17 protein-coding genes are annotated in these 22,169 nt (G+C 43.4%); 3 read left to right on the forward strand and 14 right to left on the reverse strand.

Annotated features, from left to right (window positions below; all coding sequences use genetic code 11):
• Nucleotides 1–104: 104 nt before the first annotated feature.
• The gene (locus tag ACEN82_RS18745; RefSeq protein ID WP_090531882.1) at nt 105–761 is read left to right on the forward strand and encodes a LysE family translocator; all 657 of its coding nucleotides are present in this window, start codon (nt 105–107) and stop codon (nt 759–761) included.
• 613 nt (nt 762–1,374) lie between these two features.
• Here the strand turns inward: ACEN82_RS18745 and ACEN82_RS18750 are convergent.
• The 4 genes from ACEN82_RS18750 to ACEN82_RS18765 all read right to left on the reverse strand — a co-directional run bounded on the left by ACEN82_RS18750 (nt 1,375) and on the right by ACEN82_RS18765 (nt 6,439).
• Nucleotides 1,375–3,282, reverse strand: a complete 1,908-nt coding sequence (locus tag ACEN82_RS18750; protein ID WP_413322589.1) for an amidophosphoribosyltransferase — start codon at nt 3,280–3,282, stop codon at nt 1,375–1,377.
• A gap of 89 nt (nt 3,283–3,371) precedes the next feature.
• Entirely contained in the window at nt 3,372–3,731 is a 360-nt protein-coding gene (locus ACEN82_RS18755; RefSeq protein ID WP_413322590.1) for a hypothetical protein, read from the reverse strand.
• Nucleotides 3,732–3,738: 7 nt separating this feature from the next.
• Entirely contained in the window at nt 3,739–5,718 is a 1,980-nt protein-coding gene (locus ACEN82_RS18760; protein ID WP_413322591.1) for an amidohydrolase family protein, read from the reverse strand.
• Between the two features lie 112 nt (nt 5,719–5,830).
• A complete protein-coding gene (locus ACEN82_RS18765) occupies nt 5,831–6,439 on the reverse strand; it encodes an alpha-ketoglutarate-dependent dioxygenase AlkB family protein (protein ID WP_413322592.1) in 609 nt (202 codons plus the stop codon).
• Between the two features lie 313 nt (nt 6,440–6,752).
• On the opposite strand from ACEN82_RS18765, the gene ACEN82_RS18770 reads away from it, so the two are divergent.
• Both ACEN82_RS18770 and ACEN82_RS18775 read left to right on the forward strand, forming a co-directional pair.
• Complete coding sequence (locus ACEN82_RS18770; RefSeq protein ID WP_413322593.1) at nt 6,753–8,762, forward strand: KUP/HAK/KT family potassium transporter; 2,010 nt, start codon at nt 6,753–6,755, stop codon at nt 8,760–8,762.
• Nucleotides 8,763–9,068: 306 nt separating this feature from the next.
• Nucleotides 9,069–9,593, forward strand: coding sequence for a dihydrofolate reductase family protein (locus tag ACEN82_RS18775; RefSeq protein WP_413322594.1), 525 nt, complete (start codon nt 9,069–9,071; stop codon nt 9,591–9,593).
• A 199-nt stretch (nt 9,594–9,792) separates the two neighbouring features.
• On the opposite strand, the gene ACEN82_RS18780 is transcribed toward ACEN82_RS18775, so the two are convergent.
• The 10 genes from ACEN82_RS18780 to murI form a co-directional block, all read right to left on the reverse strand.
• The gene (locus tag ACEN82_RS18780; protein ID WP_112654793.1) at nt 9,793–11,100 is read right to left on the reverse strand and encodes an ammonium transporter; all 1,308 of its coding nucleotides are present in this window, start codon (nt 11,098–11,100) and stop codon (nt 9,793–9,795) included.
• 95 nt (nt 11,101–11,195) lie between these two features.
• Nucleotides 11,196–12,689, reverse strand: a complete 1,494-nt coding sequence (locus ACEN82_RS18785) for an NADH-quinone oxidoreductase subunit N (RefSeq protein WP_413322595.1) — start codon at nt 12,687–12,689, stop codon at nt 11,196–11,198.
• Nucleotides 12,690–12,696: 7 nt separating this feature from the next.
• Nucleotides 12,697–14,676 carry a mucoidy inhibitor MuiA family protein gene (locus tag ACEN82_RS18790; RefSeq protein WP_413322596.1) on the reverse strand — a complete coding sequence of 660 codons (1,980 nt, stop codon included), beginning with the start codon at nt 14,674–14,676 and terminating at the stop codon, nt 12,697–12,699.
• 7 nt (nt 14,677–14,683) lie between these two features.
• On the reverse strand, nt 14,684–16,288 hold the full coding sequence (locus ACEN82_RS18795) for a complex I subunit 4 family protein (RefSeq protein WP_495643995.1): 1,605 nt from the start codon (nt 16,286–16,288) through the stop codon (nt 14,684–14,686).
• A gap of 5 nt (nt 16,289–16,293) precedes the next feature.
• Nucleotides 16,294–18,399, reverse strand: a complete 2,106-nt coding sequence (nuoL, locus tag ACEN82_RS18800) for an NADH-quinone oxidoreductase subunit L (RefSeq protein ID WP_413321556.1) — start codon at nt 18,397–18,399, stop codon at nt 16,294–16,296.
• 98 nt (nt 18,400–18,497) lie between these two features.
• On the reverse strand, nt 18,498–18,803 hold the full coding sequence (nuoK, locus tag ACEN82_RS18805) for an NADH-quinone oxidoreductase subunit NuoK (RefSeq protein WP_413321557.1): 306 nt from the start codon (nt 18,801–18,803) through the stop codon (nt 18,498–18,500).
• Nucleotides 18,800–19,348, reverse strand: coding sequence for an NADH-quinone oxidoreductase subunit J family protein (locus tag ACEN82_RS18810; protein WP_413321558.1), 549 nt, complete (start codon nt 19,346–19,348; stop codon nt 18,800–18,802). Before ACEN82_RS18810 ends, nuoK begins: the two co-directional genes overlap by 4 nt.
• On the reverse strand, nt 19,345–19,935 hold the full coding sequence (locus ACEN82_RS18815; protein ID WP_090531910.1) for a 4Fe-4S binding protein: 591 nt from the start codon (nt 19,933–19,935) through the stop codon (nt 19,345–19,347). The genes ACEN82_RS18810 and ACEN82_RS18815 overlap by 4 nt, the downstream gene beginning before the upstream one ends.
• 125 nt (nt 19,936–20,060) lie before the next feature.
• The gene (locus ACEN82_RS18820; RefSeq protein WP_413321559.1) at nt 20,061–21,131 is read right to left on the reverse strand and encodes a complex I subunit 1/NuoH family protein; all 1,071 of its coding nucleotides are present in this window, start codon (nt 21,129–21,131) and stop codon (nt 20,061–20,063) included.
• Nucleotides 21,132–21,303: 172 nt separating this feature from the next.
• Complete coding sequence (gene murI / locus ACEN82_RS18825) at nt 21,304–22,149, reverse strand: glutamate racemase (protein ID WP_090531914.1); 846 nt, start codon at nt 22,147–22,149, stop codon at nt 21,304–21,306.
• Nucleotides 22,150–22,169 lie beyond the last annotated feature (20 nt).

Here is a 22,169-nt window from a genome sequence, read left to right on the forward strand (position 1 = left end):
TCTCTGGTCTTTTTTAAATAAATTAAATCACAATTTTAACTTTCGTTGTTTATGAGATAAAATTGCATATTCGCAATGTTCAAAAAAGAACAAAGCTTAACTTAATGATAAAAGCCATTGTTTCGGGTATCGGGTTTGGATTAGTACTTACATTTATTACCGGCCCGGTTTTTTTTGCGCTCATTAAAACCAGTATCGAAAAAGGGTTTCATGCCGGTGTTTCGCTTGCCCTTGGCGTGGTTTGCAGCGATGTGGTTTTTGTGGGCGCAATCCTGTTTGGTTCGCAATATATCGATGTATCTGACCATACCAAAGTTATAGCAGGCGTTGTAGGCAGCGCCATATTATTCGCGCTTGGCCTATATTACATGTTCAAGAAAAGCGAGATCAATTATGAAAACAAAGTCCCATCAGGTGCCGACCGCTTTGGTTACGTACTTAAAGGTTTCCTGATGTGCATTTTTAACCCTACCCTCCTTTTCCACTGGACGGTAGTGATCGGTGCAGCCAGCACCACATTCCTGGTAGGTACACCGCACAGATCCTTTCATATAGCTGTCATGTTCCTTACCATACTCATCATCCAGTTTGGTATGGATACCCTCAAAGCTTTTTATGCTAATAAACTCCGGGCACGTATTTCGGTTAAGTTTATCCACCGTTTAAATGAGGTTGCCGGTATCGCGCTCATTATCGCCTCATTGGTGCTGATTGATAAGCTGGTTACACATTTTGTATTTGCGGCACCGGCAGGATCGTAAATAGTTACATATTTCAACCTCGGCCATTTTTAAACCTTATCATAATGTTACTTAAATTCGCCTACTTGCTATTCGCAATCGTGACCGATCTATTGGTATACTCGAAACTTCATAAAAAGGACTGGATCAACAACACTCAATTTAATTTGATTGGCGCAATATTAGTTCTGTTCGTTTTACTCCATCTGTTTAATCTTAGTTTCCTTTGGCCTATTGATGTAGTTATACCAATTGTATTTATGGGCCTTGCCCCTGTATTATTTTTCTTATTCTTTCATCATGAAGTAATCAAAGGAATAAACAGAGATGCAATCGAACGAAACAAGAGTTTTAATGCTTTTGCATTGAAGTTTTTCTCCTTATTCTTCCTTAAATTGGGTTTTGTAATGCCAGTGATAGTTCAAATTTCATTTATTCTTGCTCAATAAATAAGCCAAACTCAAGCCAATAAACAGATTATTAAAATCTCCATTTTCCTAAACATAACACCAGAAATTGCCATTGTTGGCACTGTGCTTATTCTCAACGATGCTCTAAAACTAATAGCAACAAAAAAGGCGATGAAAAACTCATCGCCTCGTATATCATTCCCCCTTTAGGGGGTTAGGGACTTTTACATATAAGCTCTTTGGTTTTTACCTTCCATCCAGTTAACAAAGGCGCGGTTAACAACCTTGTTACCACCAGGGGTTGGGTAATCACCACTGAAATACCAGTCGCCCAAATTATCAGGACAAGCGATGTGCAGGTTATCTAATGTTTGATAAATTACCTGTACTTCGCAGTTCACATTTTTAGGTGTGATGATCTGCGCAATACGGTCAGAGATCTGTTGATCGGTAAACAAGGCATAAATCTCTTTCACATAATTTTTAACTTCTTCCTTCGGCAGTTTCTGGCTGTCTTTACATTTTTGATAAACATCCAGGATCACATCTTCTCTGCCCATCTCTTTTAACAAACTGATTGCAGCTTCAAATGCCACAAATTCACCCATACGTGACATGTCGATACCATAACAATCGGGGTAACGGATCTGCGGAGCAGACGAAACCACGACTACTTTTTTAGGGCCAAGCCTGTCAAGAATCTTCAGGATACTTTGTTTCAGCGTAGTACCGCGAACAATGGAATCGTCCAATACAACTAACGTGTCGGTACCTTTTTTGATCAATCCGTAAGTAGTATCGTATACATGGGCCACCATTTCGCTGCGATCCGCGTCCTGCGTGATGAAAGTACGCAGTTTAACATCCTTAATGGCTATCTTTTCAACCCTTGGGGCTATCTGTAATATTTCGGTAAGCTTTTCTTCGGTAATGTCGCTTCCAAGCTCAAGCAATTTTTGGTGCTGATATTTCTTTACATACTTATGCATACCTTCAACCATACCATAAAAGGCAACTTCGGCGGTGTTTGGTATGTAGGAGAATACCGTGTTTTTAATGTCATGATTAACAAAATCCAATATCTGAGGACAAAGCAGGCGACCTAATTGCTTACGCTCACGGTAAATGGCCGAGTCGCTGCCGCGCGAAAAGTAGATCCGCTCAAAAGAGCAGGCTTTCTTTTCTTTTGGCTCGCTGAACATATCCTCGGTTATTTTACCATTCTTTTTAACGATCAACGCATGTCCGGGGCGAATTTCCCTGATCTCCTCCATCGGCACGTTAAATGCCGTTTGAATAGCAGGGCGTTCAGATGCCGCAACAACGATCTCATCATTATAATAGTAAAATGCCGGACGGATCCCCACCGGATCACGCATTACAAAAGCATCACCGTGGCCAAGGATCCCGGCAATAGTATAGCCACCATCCCAGTTCTTTGCGGATTTACGGAGGATCTTGGCAACATCCATATCATTAGCGATAAGCTTACTGATCTCTCTGTTGTCGTCCAATCCCTCGCGCTTGTACTGATCAAACAAGCCCTGGTTTTCGGTATCGATAAAGTGGCCTATTTTTTCGAGCACAGTAACCGTGTCGGCCTTTTCTTTTGGATGCTGGCCTAACGCATACAGTTGTTGCAGTAATTCATCAACATTGGTCATGTTAAAATTACCGGCAATAACCAGGTTACGGGTCATCCAGTTGTTTTGCCTTAAAAACGGGTGGCAGCTTTCAATGCTGTTTTTGCCATGGGTACCATAACGCAGGTGCCCTAACAAAACCTCGCCGGTAAAGCTAACATGTTCTTTAAGCCACTCAGCGTCCGCCATTTTTTCGGGGGTCTCTTTCTGAATGTCCGCAAATTTCTTTTGGATATATTCAAAAATATCGGCAACGGCATTTGAGGCCATTGAGCGGTGACGGCTGATGTATCTTTTGCCAGGTTCAATATCCAGTTTAATGGTAGCAACACCAGCGCCATCCTGGCCGCGGTTGTGTTGTTTTTCCATTAAGAGATAAAGTTTGTTCAGGCCGTACAGTGCAGTTCCGTACTTTTTCTGATAATAAGATAGTGGCTTTAGTAAGCGGATAAATGCCACACCGCATTCATGTTTAATCTGATCGCTCATGATTCGGAATGAGGCTGCAAAGGTATCATTTTAAAATGAAGTATCGGTAAAATCTATTGTCATAACATTGCATTTATTTACAACTCTGTTTAATCCGCTTTATCGGGGTAAAAAGAACGCGTAACCTCAATATATCCAACTATATGATCGTTGAACTCTTCAAGTTCTTCGGCCGGAACCCAAAGCTCATCGTGTACAATACCGCCCACATTTTGTACATCATAGCGTTTCAAATATTCAGCAGGCAAACTAAATTTAGTCACAAAACCCGAACCTGATGCAGGCACGTTCCAATCTCTTGCTATTTGAATGGCATACTCCTTGTTCATCACCGGATAAAAAATGGGTTGTTCAGCTAAACGTTTCGGAAAACGTTTAAATCCCGATTCCTCTATAAGCTTTAATTCCCGTGGCCCTACAGGCCTGTAAAGCGTTGTTAATTCTTCCATTATTCACCTATTTCTTAAACCCAACCATCTGGTGCAGCTTAACCGGGTCATAGATCCTGCCCTCTTTTATTACTACTGATACCTTCCTGATTTCCCTGATATTGCGCAGCGGATCACCATCGATAATAACAAGATCGGCTTGCTTTCCCGCTTCAACCGAACCTGTAGTTTTATCAAGTCCCATCACCATAGCCGGTGTTATCGTTGCCGTTTTGATAGCCTGCGCCGGGGTAAGACCGGCTTCAACATATAATTCAAGCTCGCGGTCAAGACTATAGCCGGGGAACCCCATATCTGTGCCTGCAACAATAGTAACTCCGGCATCATGCAATACCTTAACGGTTTTCTTCATGCTTTCATACAAGGGTTTCAGCTTAGCGGCCTTCTCCGGTTCTTCGCCCATGTTTTTAAACAGTGCCTGAAGCGGCAGCGGCAGTGTATAATAATTAGGCTCCAGTTTGGTTATATCATCCTTAACATTACGGAAGGCGAGCTCGAAAACACCTATAGTAGGATCTATCACCACGTGATGTTCTTTTATAAACTTAATAGCCGCGATACTTACCGAATCATCGAAAATAACCGACCTGTCCTTATCCCGTTTCATGATGGCATACACATACTGCACGTGGTTAACCATATTCATCCCCGAATCAACCCCTTGCTGAAGGGTCATCCCCTGCGGAATATGGCCTGTTACAGTTAAACCCAACCGGTGTGCCTCATCACAAATAACTTTAACTATGGCCGGTTTAACCGAGCTATAGATCTTGATCTGCTGAAAGCCATTTTCTTTATAACGGTCTACTGCCTTTATAGCCTCTTCCTTAGTATCAGCCTGGATAATCCCCAATGCATAAGGCCCTTTGCCGTCAATAATGCCTGCTTTAATGATGTTCGGCCCCACACCTTTTCCGCCATCAATAGCGGCTTTTATAGCATTGATGTAACCAAATTCGTTACCACAATCGCGCACGGTAGTTACACCTGCTGCAAGATAGGCCGGCCCCCACTCGGCCTGTTCAAAGTGCGAGTGCATATCCCACAGGCCAGGTAAAATAGATTTTCCTTTGGCATCGATGAGCTTAGCCCCTGCCGGTATTTTAACCTCACCAACCTTGCCCGTTTGTTTGATAATGCCATTTTCAATCAACACAACAGCATTGGGGGTGTTTGTACCGGTGTTTACATCAATTAGGTTGCCACCGGTAATAGCTATTATCTTATCTGCTTTACCTGTTGGTGCGGCCGCTTTCGCAAATAGCTCCATACCATAGGTAGCCGCCTTACTGATGAGCTGCGGTAACAGCTCTTCGTAAGGTACCCGCATCATTTCCAGTTTGTCACCTTCGGCGTCATTAGTGATCAGGCATATGAGTTTCCCTTCACTATCAGTCCAAACCAGTTCGTTACCCCAAACCAGTCCGCTTATGGTGAGCCGGCTAAGTGTAAGTGGTTTACCGTTAAACGTAAACTGATCAATACCTGCTTTTTTGATCTGTACCGCTCCAAATGGCAGTGTATGGATACTTGTAGGTTGTTTATGTTTACTCCAATATTGGATGAGCACCTGCTGCACAGTGCCTGGCGAATAGCCCGCTACCGGGAAGCTGAGCGGCAATACTTTTTGTGTATATGATGAATCGTTAACCCTGATTGCAGCCTCACCTCCGCGAATGGTTATTTTATCATCAATGGTCGAAAACCTTGAAGTATTGCCTTTTATAGTCAATTCCAGCGGATCGGCTACGGGGTTCACCTTCAACTCGGCAGTAAGCGGCACCGGCGAACCGCGGTCAACAAACTTAAAATTGACATTATAATGAACGGCATCTTTATACTTGTGCACATAATAGGTTTCCCTACCAATGTGTTGCTCAAACTTATGCAGAAAAAAAGTACCGCTGTCAGTTGGCAAATCGGTTTGTGCACTGGCGTTTGTTATTAAGGCCGAAAAGGCGGCAAATAATAATAAAGGTGTTTTCATAAGGTCAGTAATGTTAATGTAAGATAGCAGTTTGCTTGGGATGTTACAAAACAGTTTTTTGCTTAATTGCACCTGTCACTTTCCGATCAACTATATCATAAAAGCAAAATCTTCACCCTATTCTTCTGAACGTTATATTAATCCTTGCCCCCTGCATCCTGCTTGTTTTAGGCACCTGGTGAAGCCAGTGATGCTGCGTTTGCCCCTGCATGATCAGCAGATCGCCGTTGTTAAGTACGACAGATACTTTAGCATTCTTTTGCCGCTTATGCTTAAACTGAAAAACCCGCGAAGCGCCAAACGATACCGAAGCGATGACAGGGTTACCGCCAAGCTCGCTTTCATCATCACTATGCCAGCCCATACTATCGCCACCGTCACGGTAATAATTAAGCAGCGCTGTATTAAACCGGTGACCGCACTGCTGCTCCGCCGCCTGCTTAATGCTATTAAGCAGCGGACTAAACTTAACCGGCACATTTACCACACCTGAATATACATATACTTCATCACGCTCTCCGTACCAGGCCGTAAGCCGTGGGAAGTTCACTTCCTTGCCGTAGATCTTCATTTTATCCTGCTTCCATGGTGTTTCCTCAACCAGCCGCGTAAATACATCTTCCTTATAAAAATGGGGATAAAGCAATACCTCTCCATCAAAAGGTAATAAGTTTTTTGGTGCGCCAAACAGGTTCAGTTGGTCATTATTGAATAGGTCCATGTTCAAATATCTGTAATACATGCTATAAAACACGATAGCCTGCCCTATTATCATAATGATAAAACCTATCATTTTGATAGCTTTTCTTCATATTGAGAAAATCTTTCTCATTTTGATAAACTCCTATAACACAAGCCTCTAAATAAATAAAAAACGCTATGGCATGCTTATTGTCCATGCGGTTTCACAATACAAAATAAATTTACGATGGCATTGTTTATCGCTGCTACAGCAAAATTTACAAAACGGACAATAAGTTCCTTCATTGCAGCTGGTATCATCCCCTCTTTTCCCCTAACAATTTATACACTTCATGAATTCGCACGTTAAGCAACTCACTTTCGCGGGTATGATCGTTACTCTCGGTATTATTTTTGGCGATATTGGTACCTCTCCCCTGTATGTTTTTCAAACCCTGTTGGTTGAAGGCGGTAAGGTGAACCCCGCGCTGGTATTAGGCTCTATCTCCTGTATCTTCTGGACACTCACACTGCAAACCACTTTCAAGTATATCGTTATTACGCTACAGGCTGATAACAAAGGCGAGGGCGGTATTTTTTCATTATATGCCCTGGTAAGGCGTTACGGTAAATGGCTGGCTATTCCTGCTATAATTGGCGCAGGTACTTTGCTTGCCGATGGTATCATTACCCCGCCCATCTCTGTAACCTCGGCCATTGAAGGCCTAAATTTAGTACCGGCATTTTCAACCGTTATTGTCCCCGGCAATAACCTGATCCTCATTATTGTAATTAGCATCATTTTATTGCTGTTCTTTTTTCAGCAGTTTGGCACCAAAGTGGTCGGTTCGGCATTCGGGCCGGTTATGCTGATGTGGTTTATCATGCTGGGTGTATTAGGCACTATACAGGTAGCGCATTTCCCCTCTATTTTTAAAGCTCTCAACCCTTATTATGGCGCCCATTTACTGATGGACCATCCTAAAGGTTTCTGGTTGTTAGGCGCGGTATTTTTATGTACCACGGGTGCCGAAGCCCTATACTCCGACCTTGGCCATTGCGGCAGGCGCAATATCCAGGTAAGCTGGATCTTTGTGAAAACAACCCTGATATTAAACTACCTGGGGCAGGGCGCATGGGTGCTGTCACAAGCTCCGGATAAGAACTTTACCGGCGTTAACCCGTTCTTTGAAATCGTTCCCCATTTCTTCCTGCTACCTGCGATAGCTTTGGCTACACTGGCAACCATTATTGCCAGCCAGGCTTTAATCAGTGGTTCATTTACGCTAATCAGTGAGGCGGTAAGCATGAACTTTTGGCCGAGGATCACCATCAAATACCCATCAAATATCCGCGGGCAGATCTATATTCCAAGCATTAACTGGATACTGTGTATAGGTTGTATCCTGGTATCGCTCTATTTCCGTACCTCAAGCGCAATGACGGCTGCTTACGGATTCAGCATCACCATTGCTATGCTTAGCACCACCATTTTAATGTATTACTTTATGCGCTATGTAAAGCACTGGCCTGTATGGCTGGTTACCATTATCCTGTGCTTATTTGTAACCGTCGAATTCTCCTTTTTTGTAGCTAACGCGGTTAAAATACTAAAACGTTTGTTTTTTGTGGGATTTGAAGTTGGTCTGATCTTTACGATGTACACCTGGTTTAAGGCCCGTAAAATCAATAACCGCTTCCTTCATTTTACCGATATCAAGGAGAAACTGCCTTTACTAAACGCGCTGAGCAATGATGCTACCATAAACAAATACGCTACGCACCTGATCTATCTTACCAAAGCCAATAATGGCAAACAGATTGAAGAAAAGATCATCTACTCCATCATGAGCCGCCGTCCTAAACGTGCCGACACCTATTGGTTTGTGCACATTGAACGCACCGACGAGCCATATACTATGGAGTACAGTGTTGACCAAATTGAGCCGGGCAAGGTCATCCGCGTAGAATTCCGTTTGGGCTTCAGGATCCAGCCGCGGGTAAACGTATTGTTCCGTAAAGTAGTTGAAGATATGGTTGAACGTGGCGAGATTGATATCTCCAGCAATTACCCATCATTAAAACAACACAATATGGCTGCCGATTTCAGGTTTGTGATCATGGAGAAATTCCTGTCGTACAATAACGTGTTCAACGTATCGGAGAGCTTTATCCTCAACAGCTATTTTGCCATTAAAAAACTGGCCCAGTCAGAAGCTAAAGCTTTTGGGCTTGATACCAGTGAAACACGCATTGAAAAGATTCCGCTGGTGGTAAAACCGGTTAATAATATCCACATAAAAAGGGTTGACCCGGTCACGCATAAAGCGGTTGAAGGTATGGGTAAGAAAGTTTTTGCGTAGGGCTAACCATTATGTATTAACTTCCACTACCTAACTACATGTGTTGCCCCTCTTTGCTTTGCAAAGCGGGGCTTTATTTTTCTGCCTTTTGCGCTTATTTTCAACGAGTGCTTATTCCAATCGGGCAATCGCATCGCTCTTCGCGCTTTAAACGCTAACGCAGGTTAAGCTCTCGTTGCAAACGAGCGCGGGACGAATACTTCTAAAATGTCGCAATCATAACGGTATAATGTCGTGATCATGCCTTATTCTGCAGCCGCTGGGCCTGTAACTTTGTAATATCAATTTACCCTAAAACGGATCGGCATGAGAAAGTTAAAATTACAAATGAACCTTGCACTCAACAATAAATGGGACAGCGGAATGTCTGATTTTAGTATCGACAATCTTAAGAATGTGGACTGTATTTTACATGGACGAAAAACAGCTGAAGGTTTTATTCCCTATTGGACAGCAATAGCAAACAACCCCAATGACGCTGAATATAAGCTTGGAAGGCGTTTCGCGGATATTCCAAATGTTGTTTTTTCAAACAGCCTTAAAGTAAGCCCATGGGACAATACAACGATAATAGGCGGTGACGTAAAGGAGGCGATAGAAACATTGAAAAAGAAAAATGGTAAAGACATCCTTGTTTATGGAGGAGATTCGTTTGTATCATCCTTAATTCAACATGATTTGATTGATGAGTTTTATTTGCTTGTAAACCCTGCAGAGGTTGGTAACGGACAACAAACCTTCAACCCTTTAAAAAATGATTTAGAATTAAAGTTGATGAATTGTAAACCATTTGCCTGTGGTGCGGCTTTGCTTTATTATACCAGGGCGTAAGGGGAGATTTTTAAGTTTTTCTCCCTAATGGATTCACGCTTACCATAATATCAGGGAGCGTGTACGCTCCTGTTAAAAAGTCATTCAAATGCGGGCGTCTGAACCCGTGTTAATATTTTCAACTACCCCTTAAAACAAAAAACCCGGCCTTGCGGCCGGGAATTTCATTAGATTTATTGGATTGGTTGGAAATACGTAATTATAATTTTTCGCCGTGCTGGCTGATATCAAGACCTTGCTCCTCTTCTTCGGCCGATACCCTCAACGGCGAGATCATGTCGGTGATCTTTAACAATAATAATGAACCAAAGAATGCGAATATCGATACGCACACCAATGCCACCAACTGTACAAGAAACAGGTGTGTCTCGCCAAAAAACAAACCGTTGCCTGTTGTATTATTAGCATTTACATGCTGACTGGCAAATACGCCGGTTAACAGCATCCCTACCATACCGCCAACGCCGTGACAAGGAAATACATCAAGCGTGTCATCAATAGAGGTACGGGTACGCCATTCCACAACCAGGTTACTCACCACAGCCGATATGATACCGATAGCCAGCGAGTGCGGTACCGATACAAAGCCGGCGGCTGGCGTAATTGCCACCAAACCCACAACGGCGCCAATACAGGTACCCATTGCAGATGGTTTGCGGCCAAGCAGCATATCAAAAAAGATCCAGGTAACACCTGCAGCTGCCGAAGCAGTGGTACTGGTTGCCAAAGCGGTAACCGCCAAAGCGTTTGCGCCAAAAGCCGAACCTGCATTGAAACCAAACCAACCGAACCACAACAAGCCCGTACCTATCATTACGTAGGTAATCCGCGCTGGGGAATGATTAGCCTCGTTACGGCGTTTTAAATATAAGGCCGATGCCAGGGCAGCCCATCCGGCCGACATGTGCACTACCGTACCGCCTGCAAAGTCAAGCACACCAAATTTGGCTAATATGCCATCAGGGTGCCAGGTGCAATGCGCCAGCGGCGAGAATATGAAAATAGAAAACAGTACCAGGAAAATAATATACGAGTTAAAACGGATACGCTCGGCAAATGCACCGGTAATAAGCGCCGGGGTAATAATGGCGAATTTTAACTGGTACATAGCAAAAAGCAGTAAAGGAATGGTTGGCGCGGCTTTCCAGGTGGCGTTACCTAACATACCCTTCATCATGAAATAAGTTCCGGGGTTACCGATAAGCCCATAAAAGCTATCGCCGAAGGCCAGGCTGAAACCAAAGATCCCCCACATTACTGTAATGATCACCATACAAATAATACTTTGCAGCATGGTGGAGATCACGTTCTTTTTATTAACCATTCCCCCGTAAAAAAAAGCGAGACCGGGTGTCATGATCAAAACCAGCGCCGTCGACATCAGCATCCAGGCGATATCGCCCGTATTAAAATTGGGGTGACCTGAATCCTTAAAATCAACCGACGGAAAAATGAAAGTAAGGGAAAGTATAATTAAGATCAGGAAAAAAGGGAAATACCTCTTCATGTATTCAGAAAAAATATGTTTTAAATCGGCATGAAAGTTAGTATTTTTTCTAAAAACAAAAGAAACTAATTGACTTTTGTTGAAAAAAACAACAACTACAGATATTTCAGGACAGAATTCGGGAAAATCCCTAATAAAACGAGCAGAAAACTAATAACAATAGCTAAAACAAGTAAATTATAAGATCTTTCACTGGCAACTTCGGCATTTTCTGTCCTTTTCAGAAATAAATACAAAGGAATTTTAAGGTAATAAAACAACGATACTACCGTAGTTACAGCACCGGTTATCATCAGCGACAACAGCCAGGTACTGTGTGTTTGCTCATAGGCGCTGTAAGCCGCCGAAAACACAAACAGTTTACCCGTAAACCCCGCAGTAACCGGGATCCCCGTTAAAGAAATAAGGATAATTACAAAACAAACCGAGGCTACAGGGTATTTTAAGCCCTGCCCCTTGTAAGCTTCCACCTCTTCAGCGTCCACAATATTGCTGAAGTACGATGCCAGTGTCAGCGCCCCGATATTGGCTAACGCGTAAACGGCCAGGTAATAGGTTAATGATGATAAGCCCTGTAAATTGAACGTAACTACTGCCATTAAAGCAAAACCGGTGTGGCCAATGCTTGAATAAGCCAGCATCCTTTTTACATTGCTTTGCAAAACGGCAGCAAAATTTCCGGCTATCATGGTGATAATACCAATAGCCGATAAAACTATCCCAAAATCAATCCCCTTCCAATCCGCCGAAAACAGGAACAAAGGCATCACATTTACAAGCAGCGCAAAAGCCGCTATTTTAGGTACGGTTGAAAGATATGCGGTAACCGGCGTGGGTGCCCCCTGGTAAACATCGGGTACCCAAAAATGCATCGGCATAAATGATAATTTAAACCCTATGCCAATCATCACCAGTACTAAAGCAAATGAAGCACTCAACGGGTTTACATTGGGCAACTGGGTTACAATACCCGGCAGATCCAGCGAGCCGCTGAAGCCGTACAGTAACGAGATCCCGTATAGCATAACAGCCGATGATGCCGCGCCGAAAAGTACGTACTTTAAACCGGCTTCGGTACTTAAAGCAGTTTCGGACCGGTAAGCCACCATCAGGTATGACGCTATGGATACCATCTCGATGGCAAGATAAACAGAAAGCAGGTTAATAACCATGGCCATTAAATGCAGACCTAAAATAGAGGCTATGGAAATGGTATACAGGTCTGATAAGCCTTTTGGATGCGCCTTCAGCTTATCATCCCAGGTAAAATTCAATAGCAGGATAAACGATAGCAGGTCGATAATGATCTTGAAAAATACTGCCGACCTGCGCAGCAGTAACATACTGCCGAAAATAACATGATCGCCGTCAAGGATCAGGGCTACCTGCTGCAGGTCTTTAAACAGTACCAGCAGTAAGCCACCGCAGGCTACCATTTTACAAAGCTTTACAGATCTGCGCCCAAATATCAGGTCGGTTATCAGTACAACCAAAAACAGCACGGTTAAATAAATTTCGGGCATAAAATAGGGTATACTGCCAAAAACATTGGTTAACTGAACTGATATATGGGGGAGCAGATCGTGCATTTATATTTTATTGTACTATTACTGATTGATTTTTGGGGTATTTAACCTGGTATTTTAGTTTCACCTTCTTTTCATCGAGCGAATTTAACATGAAATTCCATGAAACCTTGCCTGTTGTTGCATCAGGTTTTGCGCCTGACGTTTCCTGCGCCTCTACTTCGATATCTTTATTTTGTGAAACCGGTACCTGGTCTTCAACCAATAAATTAACCGACTGGCTTTTCCTGTTTTTTACGTCGATAAGCCAATTGCGGGTTTCCTTTTGGTTGGAGCCTGATGATTGCCTCATAGCCAAACCTTTCTCCAATGTGCGGGTAACCACAATGTTTTTATCCGTACCTAACGATAGGTTCAGCGTATCGGTAGTAGCATCAGTATTAATCAGCGACTTGCCAATATAGGTTCCTTCAAAAAACAGGTTGGCCTCGCCCGAAAGAAAACTGTATTTATTCCAGTTGGTAAGCTGCGCGGTAAGGAATACATCGGTACTCAATTTTGGCGCCACGTAATATTGATAAGTAGCATCGATATTATATTGGCTAATTTCAACCGCATATTGTTTGCCATCGCTTGGTACCGTATAAGGGTTGGCAATATTAAACTCGATATTGGTTTGGTTCTCTTCTTTTTTTACTTCGATAGGAACCGTGTTAATTATACTTTTATCTTGTATTCTCGCAACAGCGCCGGTCAAATCCCTTTTATATTCCGTGCCATAACCTGCAACAACCACCTCGTTAAGCTGTCGTGAAGACGGATTTAGCGCCACGTTGAGCATTGGCGCGCTGGCCTGCCTTTCTAATGTTTCATATCCAATAAAACTGTAAGTAAGCACAGCATTGGCGTTAGGGATCTGGATGCTGTAATTTCCACCGGCATCGCTTACGGCCCCTATTGATGTACCTTTTACCCTGATGCTTACACCAGGTATTGAGCTGTTATCATCCCTGCTCACTATTCTACCCATTACTTTAGTTATTGAAACACCAGTACCTGAATAGTACATACCGAAGTTAAGATAGGTAGGCGTAAGCTCGGGCTTCGCCCCATTTACGCTTGGGTTACCGGTTGATAAGGTAAGCTTAGCGCTTTTCCAGTCCTCACCCGTTTTTTGCGATACGTTGGCTTTGTAAACGATAGTTATTGGACTGTTCACATTTTTAGCACGGATATCGTAGGTTGGGAACCAGCTGGCGTTTCGCACCAGATAACTTAAAGTAAAATTTGCCTGCAAGGCTACTTTTGCCGATACGGTGACCAAAACATTACTGGTTGTTTTAACACCCGCTTTGTTAATCTCTGCAATTTGTTTGTTATAATCTTCTAACTGGTCGTTAAACAAATCTATCTGATCATTTACGGCTTGCTGATTCTTTTTGATCTCATTTAAGCGAGCTGTCTGAAAGTCGAGTGTCTGTTTCAGCTTAACTGGATCCAGCGCAACATTAGTACCATTGCTCACCGGGTTTTTAGCCAGTGTATTAGCTTCTTCCTGGTAAATAGAGAGCATGTTATTTTGCAAGGCTATTTTGTTTCTTACCAGTTTTACCTTCGCCTCAATAGCCTGTATGTTTTTTTGCCTGATATCATTATCGGCAAAATCAAGTTCGTGATTAACCGAAAGAATGGTAAAATCGCCGCCTGCATTTACCTGGATACTCTGCACATCAATTCCAGGCGACAAGTTTTCAAACACCAGTGTTGATGTGCCGGGGCTGATATTGACCAATGCGGTACGACTTACCTGTGCTCCGTTCAAAAAAACGGTTACTTTTTGAACTTTGGAGGCTACTTTCTGGCCTTCATCGGCCCTGGTTGCCGCAGTGATAAAAAGTAATGCTGCGGCAATGGATAATTTTTTAAACATAATTCCTTCGGTTAAATACATACCATCTGTTATTTCGCTTAAGCCCGGGTTGCCGGGGACAGCGTAAATAAAAGATGCAGGTGTATGCACTTTTCCATAAATGAATTTATGTTGAAACACTATTTTTTTATTTAGCCTGTAAAAACTGTATCAATGCCAATACCGAATCATTGATTTTTCCAAACACCAACGACGGCATCAAACCTAAAGCCAATGCTGCAGCGGCCATTGGTATCAATGCCAGCTTTTCGCGGATGCTTACATCGGTAAGTGCTATTTTCCAAACCTCGCCGCCTTTAAGTGATACTTTTCCGAAGAACATGCGCTGCAGCGTCCACAGGAAATAAGCCGCTCCCAACAGGATACCAACCGACCCACAAACTGCCATCCAGTATGGCAGCAAACCGTTAACCGTTGGCGATTTAAATGTGCCCGCCAGTGTAAATGCTTCGGCCACAAATGCCGAAAAGCCCGGCAGGCCTAAGGAAGCAAAAAAAGCCACCATAACAAAGGCTGTATATTGAGGCATCTGCGTGCCCAATCCACGGAAATGATAAATATCCCTGTCGTGTACGCGGTTATAAACCACACCCACCAAAAAGAACAGCATTGATGATAAAAAGCCATGGCTTACCATCTGCATTACCGCGCCGCTTACACCTTCGGCAGTTTGCGAAGCTATCCCCAGCAATACAAAACCCATATGCGATACTGAAGAGTAAGCGATCATCCGCTTCAGATCGCGCTGGGCCAGGGCGTTGCAGGCACCATATAATATCGAAACAACGCCTATTAAACCGAGCCAAAAAGCTCCGGATGATGCTATCTCCGGGAAAATCCCGAGGCAGATACGGATAATGCCATAACCACCAATTTTAAGCAATACCCCAGCAAGAATGATAGATACCGGTGTGGGCGCTTCAACGTGCGCATCGGGCAGCCAGGTATGTAAAGGCACAACTGGCACTTTAATAGCAAAAGCAATAAACAGCACCACGAAGCCAACAGTACGCGCTGGCATCCCCAATATGGTTTGATGTGCCGCCACTGAAAATACCGAACCTTGGGTATAATTGGCAGGGTTCATCATCTGGATAATATTGAAAGTATGGCTTCCGGTTGCGGGATCGTTTACCGAAAGGTATAAACCTACCATCACCAGTAACATAAATACTGAACCAAACAGGGTATACAAGAAAAACTTGATGGCCGCGTATTCCCGCCGCACACCGCCCCACATCCCAATCAGGAAATAAAGCGGCAGCAACATCAACTCATAAAACAGGTAAAACAGGAAGAAATCCAGCGCGCAGAATACACCCATCACGGCCATATCCAACAATAAAAACAACAGGAAGAAACCTTTGAGATTGCTCTTAATTTCCCAGGACGCAAGCGTTGCTATCACCATTACCAGTGCCGACATCACCAGCAGCATTACCGAAATCCCGTCTATCCCAACAAAGTAATCTATCTGCAGCTTACCCATGCTGCCCAGGTTAAGACCTATCCATGGCAGCTTTTGTACAAATTGAAACTGTTCTTCGTGATTGATTCCTGCTGTAGCTGCACCTGTTTTGAAATGAAGATAAATATATATGCTGATTCCTAACTGCAAAAGCGTAGCCAGCAGCGTTATATATTTAAAGCTCCCCCGAACCGACGATGGCAGCAATACGATCACCAACGCAAACAGTACAGGTATAAATATGAGTAGGGTTAGTAGGTTCATTAAATTCAGATCAGTATTTTTAAAATAAAGAGTACCAACACAATGAGCAGCATACTGTACAAATAGTACTGCACTTTTCCGTTTTGAAATTTACGTGCAAAATTGCCAATACTTTGCACTAATGCAGCCATCAAATGCAAAAATCCGTCAACAATATATTTATCGCACCAGGCGGTAAGGTCTGCTATCTTCCGGCTCAATCGTTCAATTGAGTGGATCAGCCCGTCAATAATATTCCAGTCGAACCAGAAGCAGGTTTTACCCAAACCAAGTATCGGTTTTACAATTACTTTTTTATATATCTTATCCAAATACCATTGGTTATAGGATAAGCGGTAAAAGAAGCCGGTTTGCGGAAACGAGAACGTATTCCTTTTTACGTAGATAGCATAGGCCGCGTACATTACAAATACGCTCAAAATATTCACTCCTATCGGAATAATGGTATGGTAGATATTTTCGCGGGCCATGAATTCGGCAGGTTTTAAGCTTTCGAATAGCCAGGCTTTTTCATAAAAGAAAGGATTGAGCGAGAACAATGGGAACAAACTGCATATTGCCAGTAATATCAATGGTATACGATATTGCCAGCCGCCATCGCCGATATGAATTTTAATTTCCGGACGATGTTTTAACAAGCGAAACTCTCCGAAAAATACTTTCACTATTAACCTTGATACGTAAAAGGCAGTAAGCCAACTGGTAAATAATGCACCTGCCGGGATCAGTTTAAGCCATGCGCTTCTACCCTCGCTCCATTCAAACGCCTGGATCAGGATGCCATCTTTTGACAGATAGCCCGAAGTAAGCGGAATACCTATAAGCGCCAGTGAACCAACAATTGCCACAATAAAAGTTAATGGCAGCTTTTTACGCAAGCCACCCATGTACTGAATATTTTGCGGGTCGATATCCAGGTTATTTTCCTCCCTGATATGCTGCATTTCGTGGATCACAACACCGGCCACCAAAAACAGTAAACATTTAAAGAAAGCATGCGTGGCTAAATGGAATAAAGAAGAGCCATAAGCCCCAACCCCCATCGCCAGGATCATATAACCCAGTTGCGATATGGTTGAGTAAGCAAGCACCCGTTTCAAATCGTTTTGTGTAAGCGCGATAGTGGCGGCCATGAAAGCGGTAAAGCAACCTATTACAGCAAGAACCGTTAACTCCGTATCGGTAAACAAAGGATAAACCCTGCCCAGCAGAAATACACCTGCAGCCACCATAGTAGCCGCGTGGATCAGCGCCGAAACAGACGTCGGCCCTTCCATGGCATCAGGTAGCCAAGTATGCAAAGGGAATTGTGCCGATTTTGCAGCAACAGCAAGGAAGATCCCGGCGCAGGCTATATACTGCCATATCGCGGGTAATGTAACCATTGCCCCCCGGGTCCAAACAGAGCCATAATTAGAAGGCATCCTATCAGGAGCAAAAGTCCATTGCCCGTTATCAGGCCCCATAAACTTAACAAGTCCATGTTGTCCAAATAAGGCATCAATATCAAACGTATGAAACTGGGCAAATAGGATAATGATAGCACTTAGCAAACCGATGTCTCCGATACGGTTCATGATAAAGGCTTTTTTATTGGCCTGTACGGCTTTATCCCTGGTAAACCAAAAACCGATAAGCAGGTATGATGAAAAGCCCACCAGTTCCCAGAAAGCATAGAACAGCACCAGGCTATCTACCACAACCAAACCCAGCATGCTGAAACAAAAGAAACTTAAGTAGGTAAAATAACGACTGTACCTGTCGTCATGCTTCATGTAAGCTGTGGAATAGATGTGAACAGGCAAGGCAATCAGAGACACCAGCAGCAACATCAGCGCTGACAGATTATTAAGCAGGATGCCCGCGAAAACTTTGGTAGTACCAATTGTGAACCATAAGGTTTGCGCATGCTGAGGTTGCTGGTTCCACACCCTTGCAAACACAATGGCTGATAATACACACCCAACCAAAATAGCCAGTGTTGAGATCCAGCCTGCTGCTTTACTTTTTACCGGCAGGCAAAAGTTGATCAACGCAGCAAACAGCGGCAAACCCACGGCTGCAATGGTGTAGCTGATGATGGTATCGGTATATGGTATAGCGTTGTTCAATTATCTTTTTTATCTTCTGTAGAGACGCATAATTGCGTCTCCGAATGTACATTTCCGCTTGTCCTGCGGGAGACGCAATTATGCGTCTCTACAATATTTTAATCCCTCAAATTTTTAATCTCATCCGGGTCAATGGTTTTATATCGCCGGTAAATATTCAGGACGATGGCCAGCGCAACCGCTGTTGTAGCCGCTGCCAGCACAATTGCAAACAAGGCGAACACCTGTCCGCCGTTATTCAGCTTATCATATTTACCAAAAGCTACCAGGTTTAAAATGGCAGCATTCAGCATCAGTTCAATACCTATTAATACTTGTATAGAGTTGCGTTTGGATACAATCATGTACATGCCTGTACAAAACAATAACGCGCCTACCAGTAAAAAATCGGTTAACGTTATCATGCCCTGCCCTCCTTACGTGATAAATGCGCCGCCCCTACCAATGCCATCAGCAATAAAACAGAAATGGCCTCAAAAGGCAGCAGGTAGGTGGTCATGAGGTTAACGCCTATATTATCTATAGTTGAAGAGGTTGGCGTTATCTCATTTTTTTGTGCGATGGCCTGTTTTACCCATGGCAGGTTATCAGCATCAGCTTTAAGGATAATGTTTACAATCACCGCTAAAAACAGCGTAGCCAGTATAACCGCCGGTACTTTAGCCATATTAATGAATTTCCCTTTCTGCTGTTGGATCACATTCAATGTTTCCCGACCGGAGAGCATAAATGCAAAAAGGATGAGCACCAGGATGCCCCCTACATAGATCACCACTTGGGTTACCGCCACAAAATCTGCAAGGGCCAATACATACAAACCGGCTAATGCAAACAAGGTCACAAAAAATATAAAAATACTCCTGACCAGGTTTTTACTTAAGGCTGCATATAAGGCCGAACCAATGGCAATAAAACTCATCACATAAAACAACAAGCGCACTAAGCTCATGCCCCGCCCTCCTTTTGTTTCATGGCGGCTAATTTGGCAGCCTGTTTTTCGGCCTGTTGTTTGTCAAAAAGGGCACGCTTTTCGGCGGCATCTTCGGGCGTCATATCCGAAAACTGGTAAACCAGATCGCTTAGCTGAAAAACTGTTTTATCGTACTGGTTGGTCATGGTAATGCATTCAGTTGGGCACACAATAGTACACAAACCACAATACATACACTTGGCCATATCAATATCAAACTTGGCTGCATACAAACGTTTGGTTGTACCGTCGGATGTTTGGCCGATAGCTTCCGTAGCCTTGATCGATTCAATATCAATACAATTAACGGGGCAAACCTTGGCGCACAGATCGCATACGATACAGTCATCCATTTCCACATCCAACTGGTAGCGGCCCACTTCAGGTACCGGCAGTTGCTGCTTAGGATATTGAATAGTGTTGGTGCCATGCTCCAGTTGCTTAAAATAATTGCTATCGCTCACGGTTACAATCTCCCTTTTGCCATTACCCGCAAAAAGGTGGCGTATGGTAAGGCTTAGACCTTTCCATGCCGTTGTAAACGCTTTTATTACTTTCTGAACCATGATTTTTAGGATTTTAGGATGGCCAGGATATTGCCTTTCTCTCCGTTAAATCCGTTATTTTATATTTTAATAAATTCTATATTTCAACTTTTCCAAATCCGAAATCGAACATCCGAAATTAAAAATCACATCAGCCACAACCTCCATACACCCGATATCAACATACAGGCAAAGGCCAGTGGTGTTAATACTTTCCAGCAAAGGTTCATGAGCTGGTCAACCCGCAGGCGGGGCAATGTCCACCTGATCCACATTTGAACACCCACCAGGCCTAATGTTTTTAATACTACCCATAATATCCCCCAGGCTACTCCGGTTGTCCATGTTGCCAATTTAACGCCGCCTATGTTGGGCAGCGGCGTATTCCAGGCACCTAAAAACAATATTACTGCTATCATAGATACCAGGAACATCATCGAATATTCGGCCAAAAATACCAGCGCAAAGCGGATCCCGGTAAACTCGGTATGGAAACCGGCAACCAGTTCCGACTCCGCTTCCGGGATATCAAAAGGTGCACGGTTACTCTCGGCCAATGAAGCTATAAAATAGATCACAAATGCGATGAGCAAATGCGGTGCCCTGAAAACATTCCAGCTAAAAAAACCACCTATTTGAGATACGTCCCAAAACCCAGCGAATTTAACTTTTTCCGTCGCCAGGATACCCTGCTGGGCCGAAATCACCTGCAAATCCAGCGTTTGTGCTATCATCACAACAGCTATAATGGCAAAACCGGCAGGGATCTCATACGAAATGATCTGTGCTGCCGAGCGCATGGCACCCAGGATAGAATACTTATTGTTTGATCCCCATCCTGCCATCAAAATTCCTAACGTTTCGATAGAAATAATGGCAAAAATATAGTAGAGACCGATATTTGTTTTTGAAGGGATAAGTCCGGGAGCCCAGGGTAGCGCGGCGAAACCGAGGTATACGGCTATGAATATTACTGCCGGAGCCAACATAAACAACCATCTATCGGCAGCTGCCGGGGCGATCAGCTCTTTCTGAAGCATTTTTAAAATATCGGCCAGCGTTTGCAGCGAACCATATTTTCCCGTTTCCGTTGGACCGAGCCTGTCTTGTATAAACGCTGATATTTTACGCTCGGCATATACACCGAATAAAGCGAAAAAGGCCGAAAAACTGAACAACCCGATTGCTGCAATAAAATATGTAAAATAATAGTTCAACAGGAATATTTGCTTAAGGGTGCAAACTTACTAAATGTTGAGTTATTTAGAATGATTAAATTATATATTAAGTTGATAGGAGAACCATGATTTACCTGATTTAAGGATTGCCTGATATATCAACGCCTGAAGCTCTGTATCATAATCATCCTATAATCATAGAAATCACGGTTCAACACTTCACCAAATCATTTGCCGATATAAACGTTGATTTTACCGGGGCCGAGAAGAACAGCGAAGCATGATGGTCAAAATCGGCAGTATCATCGGTAGTGGTATAAAACTTATTTTCGCCGTTCCGACTAAGCTTTTGCTCAATTTCGGGGTGGCGGTTTAAATAACTAACAAGGCTTTTAGCCACGATATCGCCCTGCCCTATAACATTAATGCGTTCGGGCAAATGTGCTTTTATTTTGTCCTGGATAATAGGATAATGTGTGCAGGCCAACAAAATGGTATCGATGTTGGGCGATTGTGCCATGATTTGATCCAGGTACAGCTGCACAAAAAAATCCGCACCGGGTTTATCGTATTCCCCGTTTTCAATTAACGGCACCCAAAGCGGACAGGCCTGCTGGTAAACTTTTATGTCGGGGAAAAAATTCTGGATCTCGAGCAGGTATGAGCCAGATTGTACGGTGCCCTTTGTGCCAAGCACCCCAATCTCTTTGGTTTTAGTATAATCGCCAATAACCTCGGCCGTAGGGCGGATAACGCCCAATACTCTCTTCGACGGATCATCTATCTGTTTAAGGTCCTGCTGCTGAATGGTACGTAATGCCTTGGCCGATGCCGTATTACACGCCAGGATCACTAAGGGGCATCCCTGGTCAAACATCCACTGCACACATTCCCAGGTATACTGGTGTATGGTGCTGAATGAGCGGTTACCATAGGGAGCACGGGCATTATCGCCCATATAAATATAATCATAGCCGGGCAGTTGTTCAATGATAGAACGGAACACCGTTAGCCCGCCATAACCCGAATCAAAAATACCAATTGGTTGATTTGACATATACAAACATAAAAAAAGCG

It is taken from the genome of Mucilaginibacter sp. Mucisp73 (genome assembly GCF_059491465.1).

Coding starts and splice junctions, on each gene's coding strand:
- ACEN82_RS18750 (WP_413322589.1), bottom strand. CDS start 3,282: ATGAGCGATCAGATTAAACATGAATGCGGTGTGGCATTTATCCGCTTA.
- ACEN82_RS18770 (WP_413322593.1), top strand. CDS start 6,753: ATGAATTCGCACGTTAAGCAACTCACTTTCGCGGGTATGATCGTTACT.
- murI (WP_090531914.1), bottom strand. CDS start 22,149: ATGTCAAATCAACCAATTGGTATTTTTGATTCGGGTTATGGCGGGCTA.
- ACEN82_RS18785 (WP_413322595.1), bottom strand. CDS start 12,689: ATGCACGATCTGCTCCCCCATATATCAGTTCAGTTAACCAATGTTTTT.
- ACEN82_RS18775 (WP_413322594.1), top strand. CDS start 9,069: ATGAGAAAGTTAAAATTACAAATGAACCTTGCACTCAACAATAAATGG.
- ACEN82_RS18810 (WP_413321558.1), bottom strand. CDS start 19,348: ATGAGCTTAGTGCGCTTGTTGTTTTATGTGATGAGTTTTATTGCCATT.
- ACEN82_RS18815 (WP_090531910.1), bottom strand. CDS start 19,935: ATGGTTCAGAAAGTAATAAAAGCGTTTACAACGGCATGGAAAGGTCTA.
- ACEN82_RS18745 (WP_090531882.1), top strand. CDS start 105: ATGATAAAAGCCATTGTTTCGGGTATCGGGTTTGGATTAGTACTTACA.
- ACEN82_RS18765 (WP_413322592.1), bottom strand. CDS start 6,439: ATGGACCTATTCAATAATGACCAACTGAACCTGTTTGGCGCACCAAAA.
- ACEN82_RS18795 (WP_495643995.1), bottom strand. CDS start 16,288: ATGAACCTACTAACCCTACTCATATTTATACCTGTACTGTTTGCGTTG.
- ACEN82_RS18755 (WP_413322590.1), bottom strand. CDS start 3,731: ATGGAAGAATTAACAACGCTTTACAGGCCTGTAGGGCCACGGGAATTA.
- ACEN82_RS18760 (WP_413322591.1), bottom strand. CDS start 5,718: ATGAAAACACCTTTATTATTATTTGCCGCCTTTTCGGCCTTAATAACA.
- nuoK (WP_413321557.1), bottom strand. CDS start 18,803: ATGATAACGTTAACCGATTTTTTACTGGTAGGCGCGTTATTGTTTTGT.
- ACEN82_RS18780 (WP_112654793.1), bottom strand. CDS start 11,100: ATGAAGAGGTATTTCCCTTTTTTCCTGATCTTAATTATACTTTCCCTT.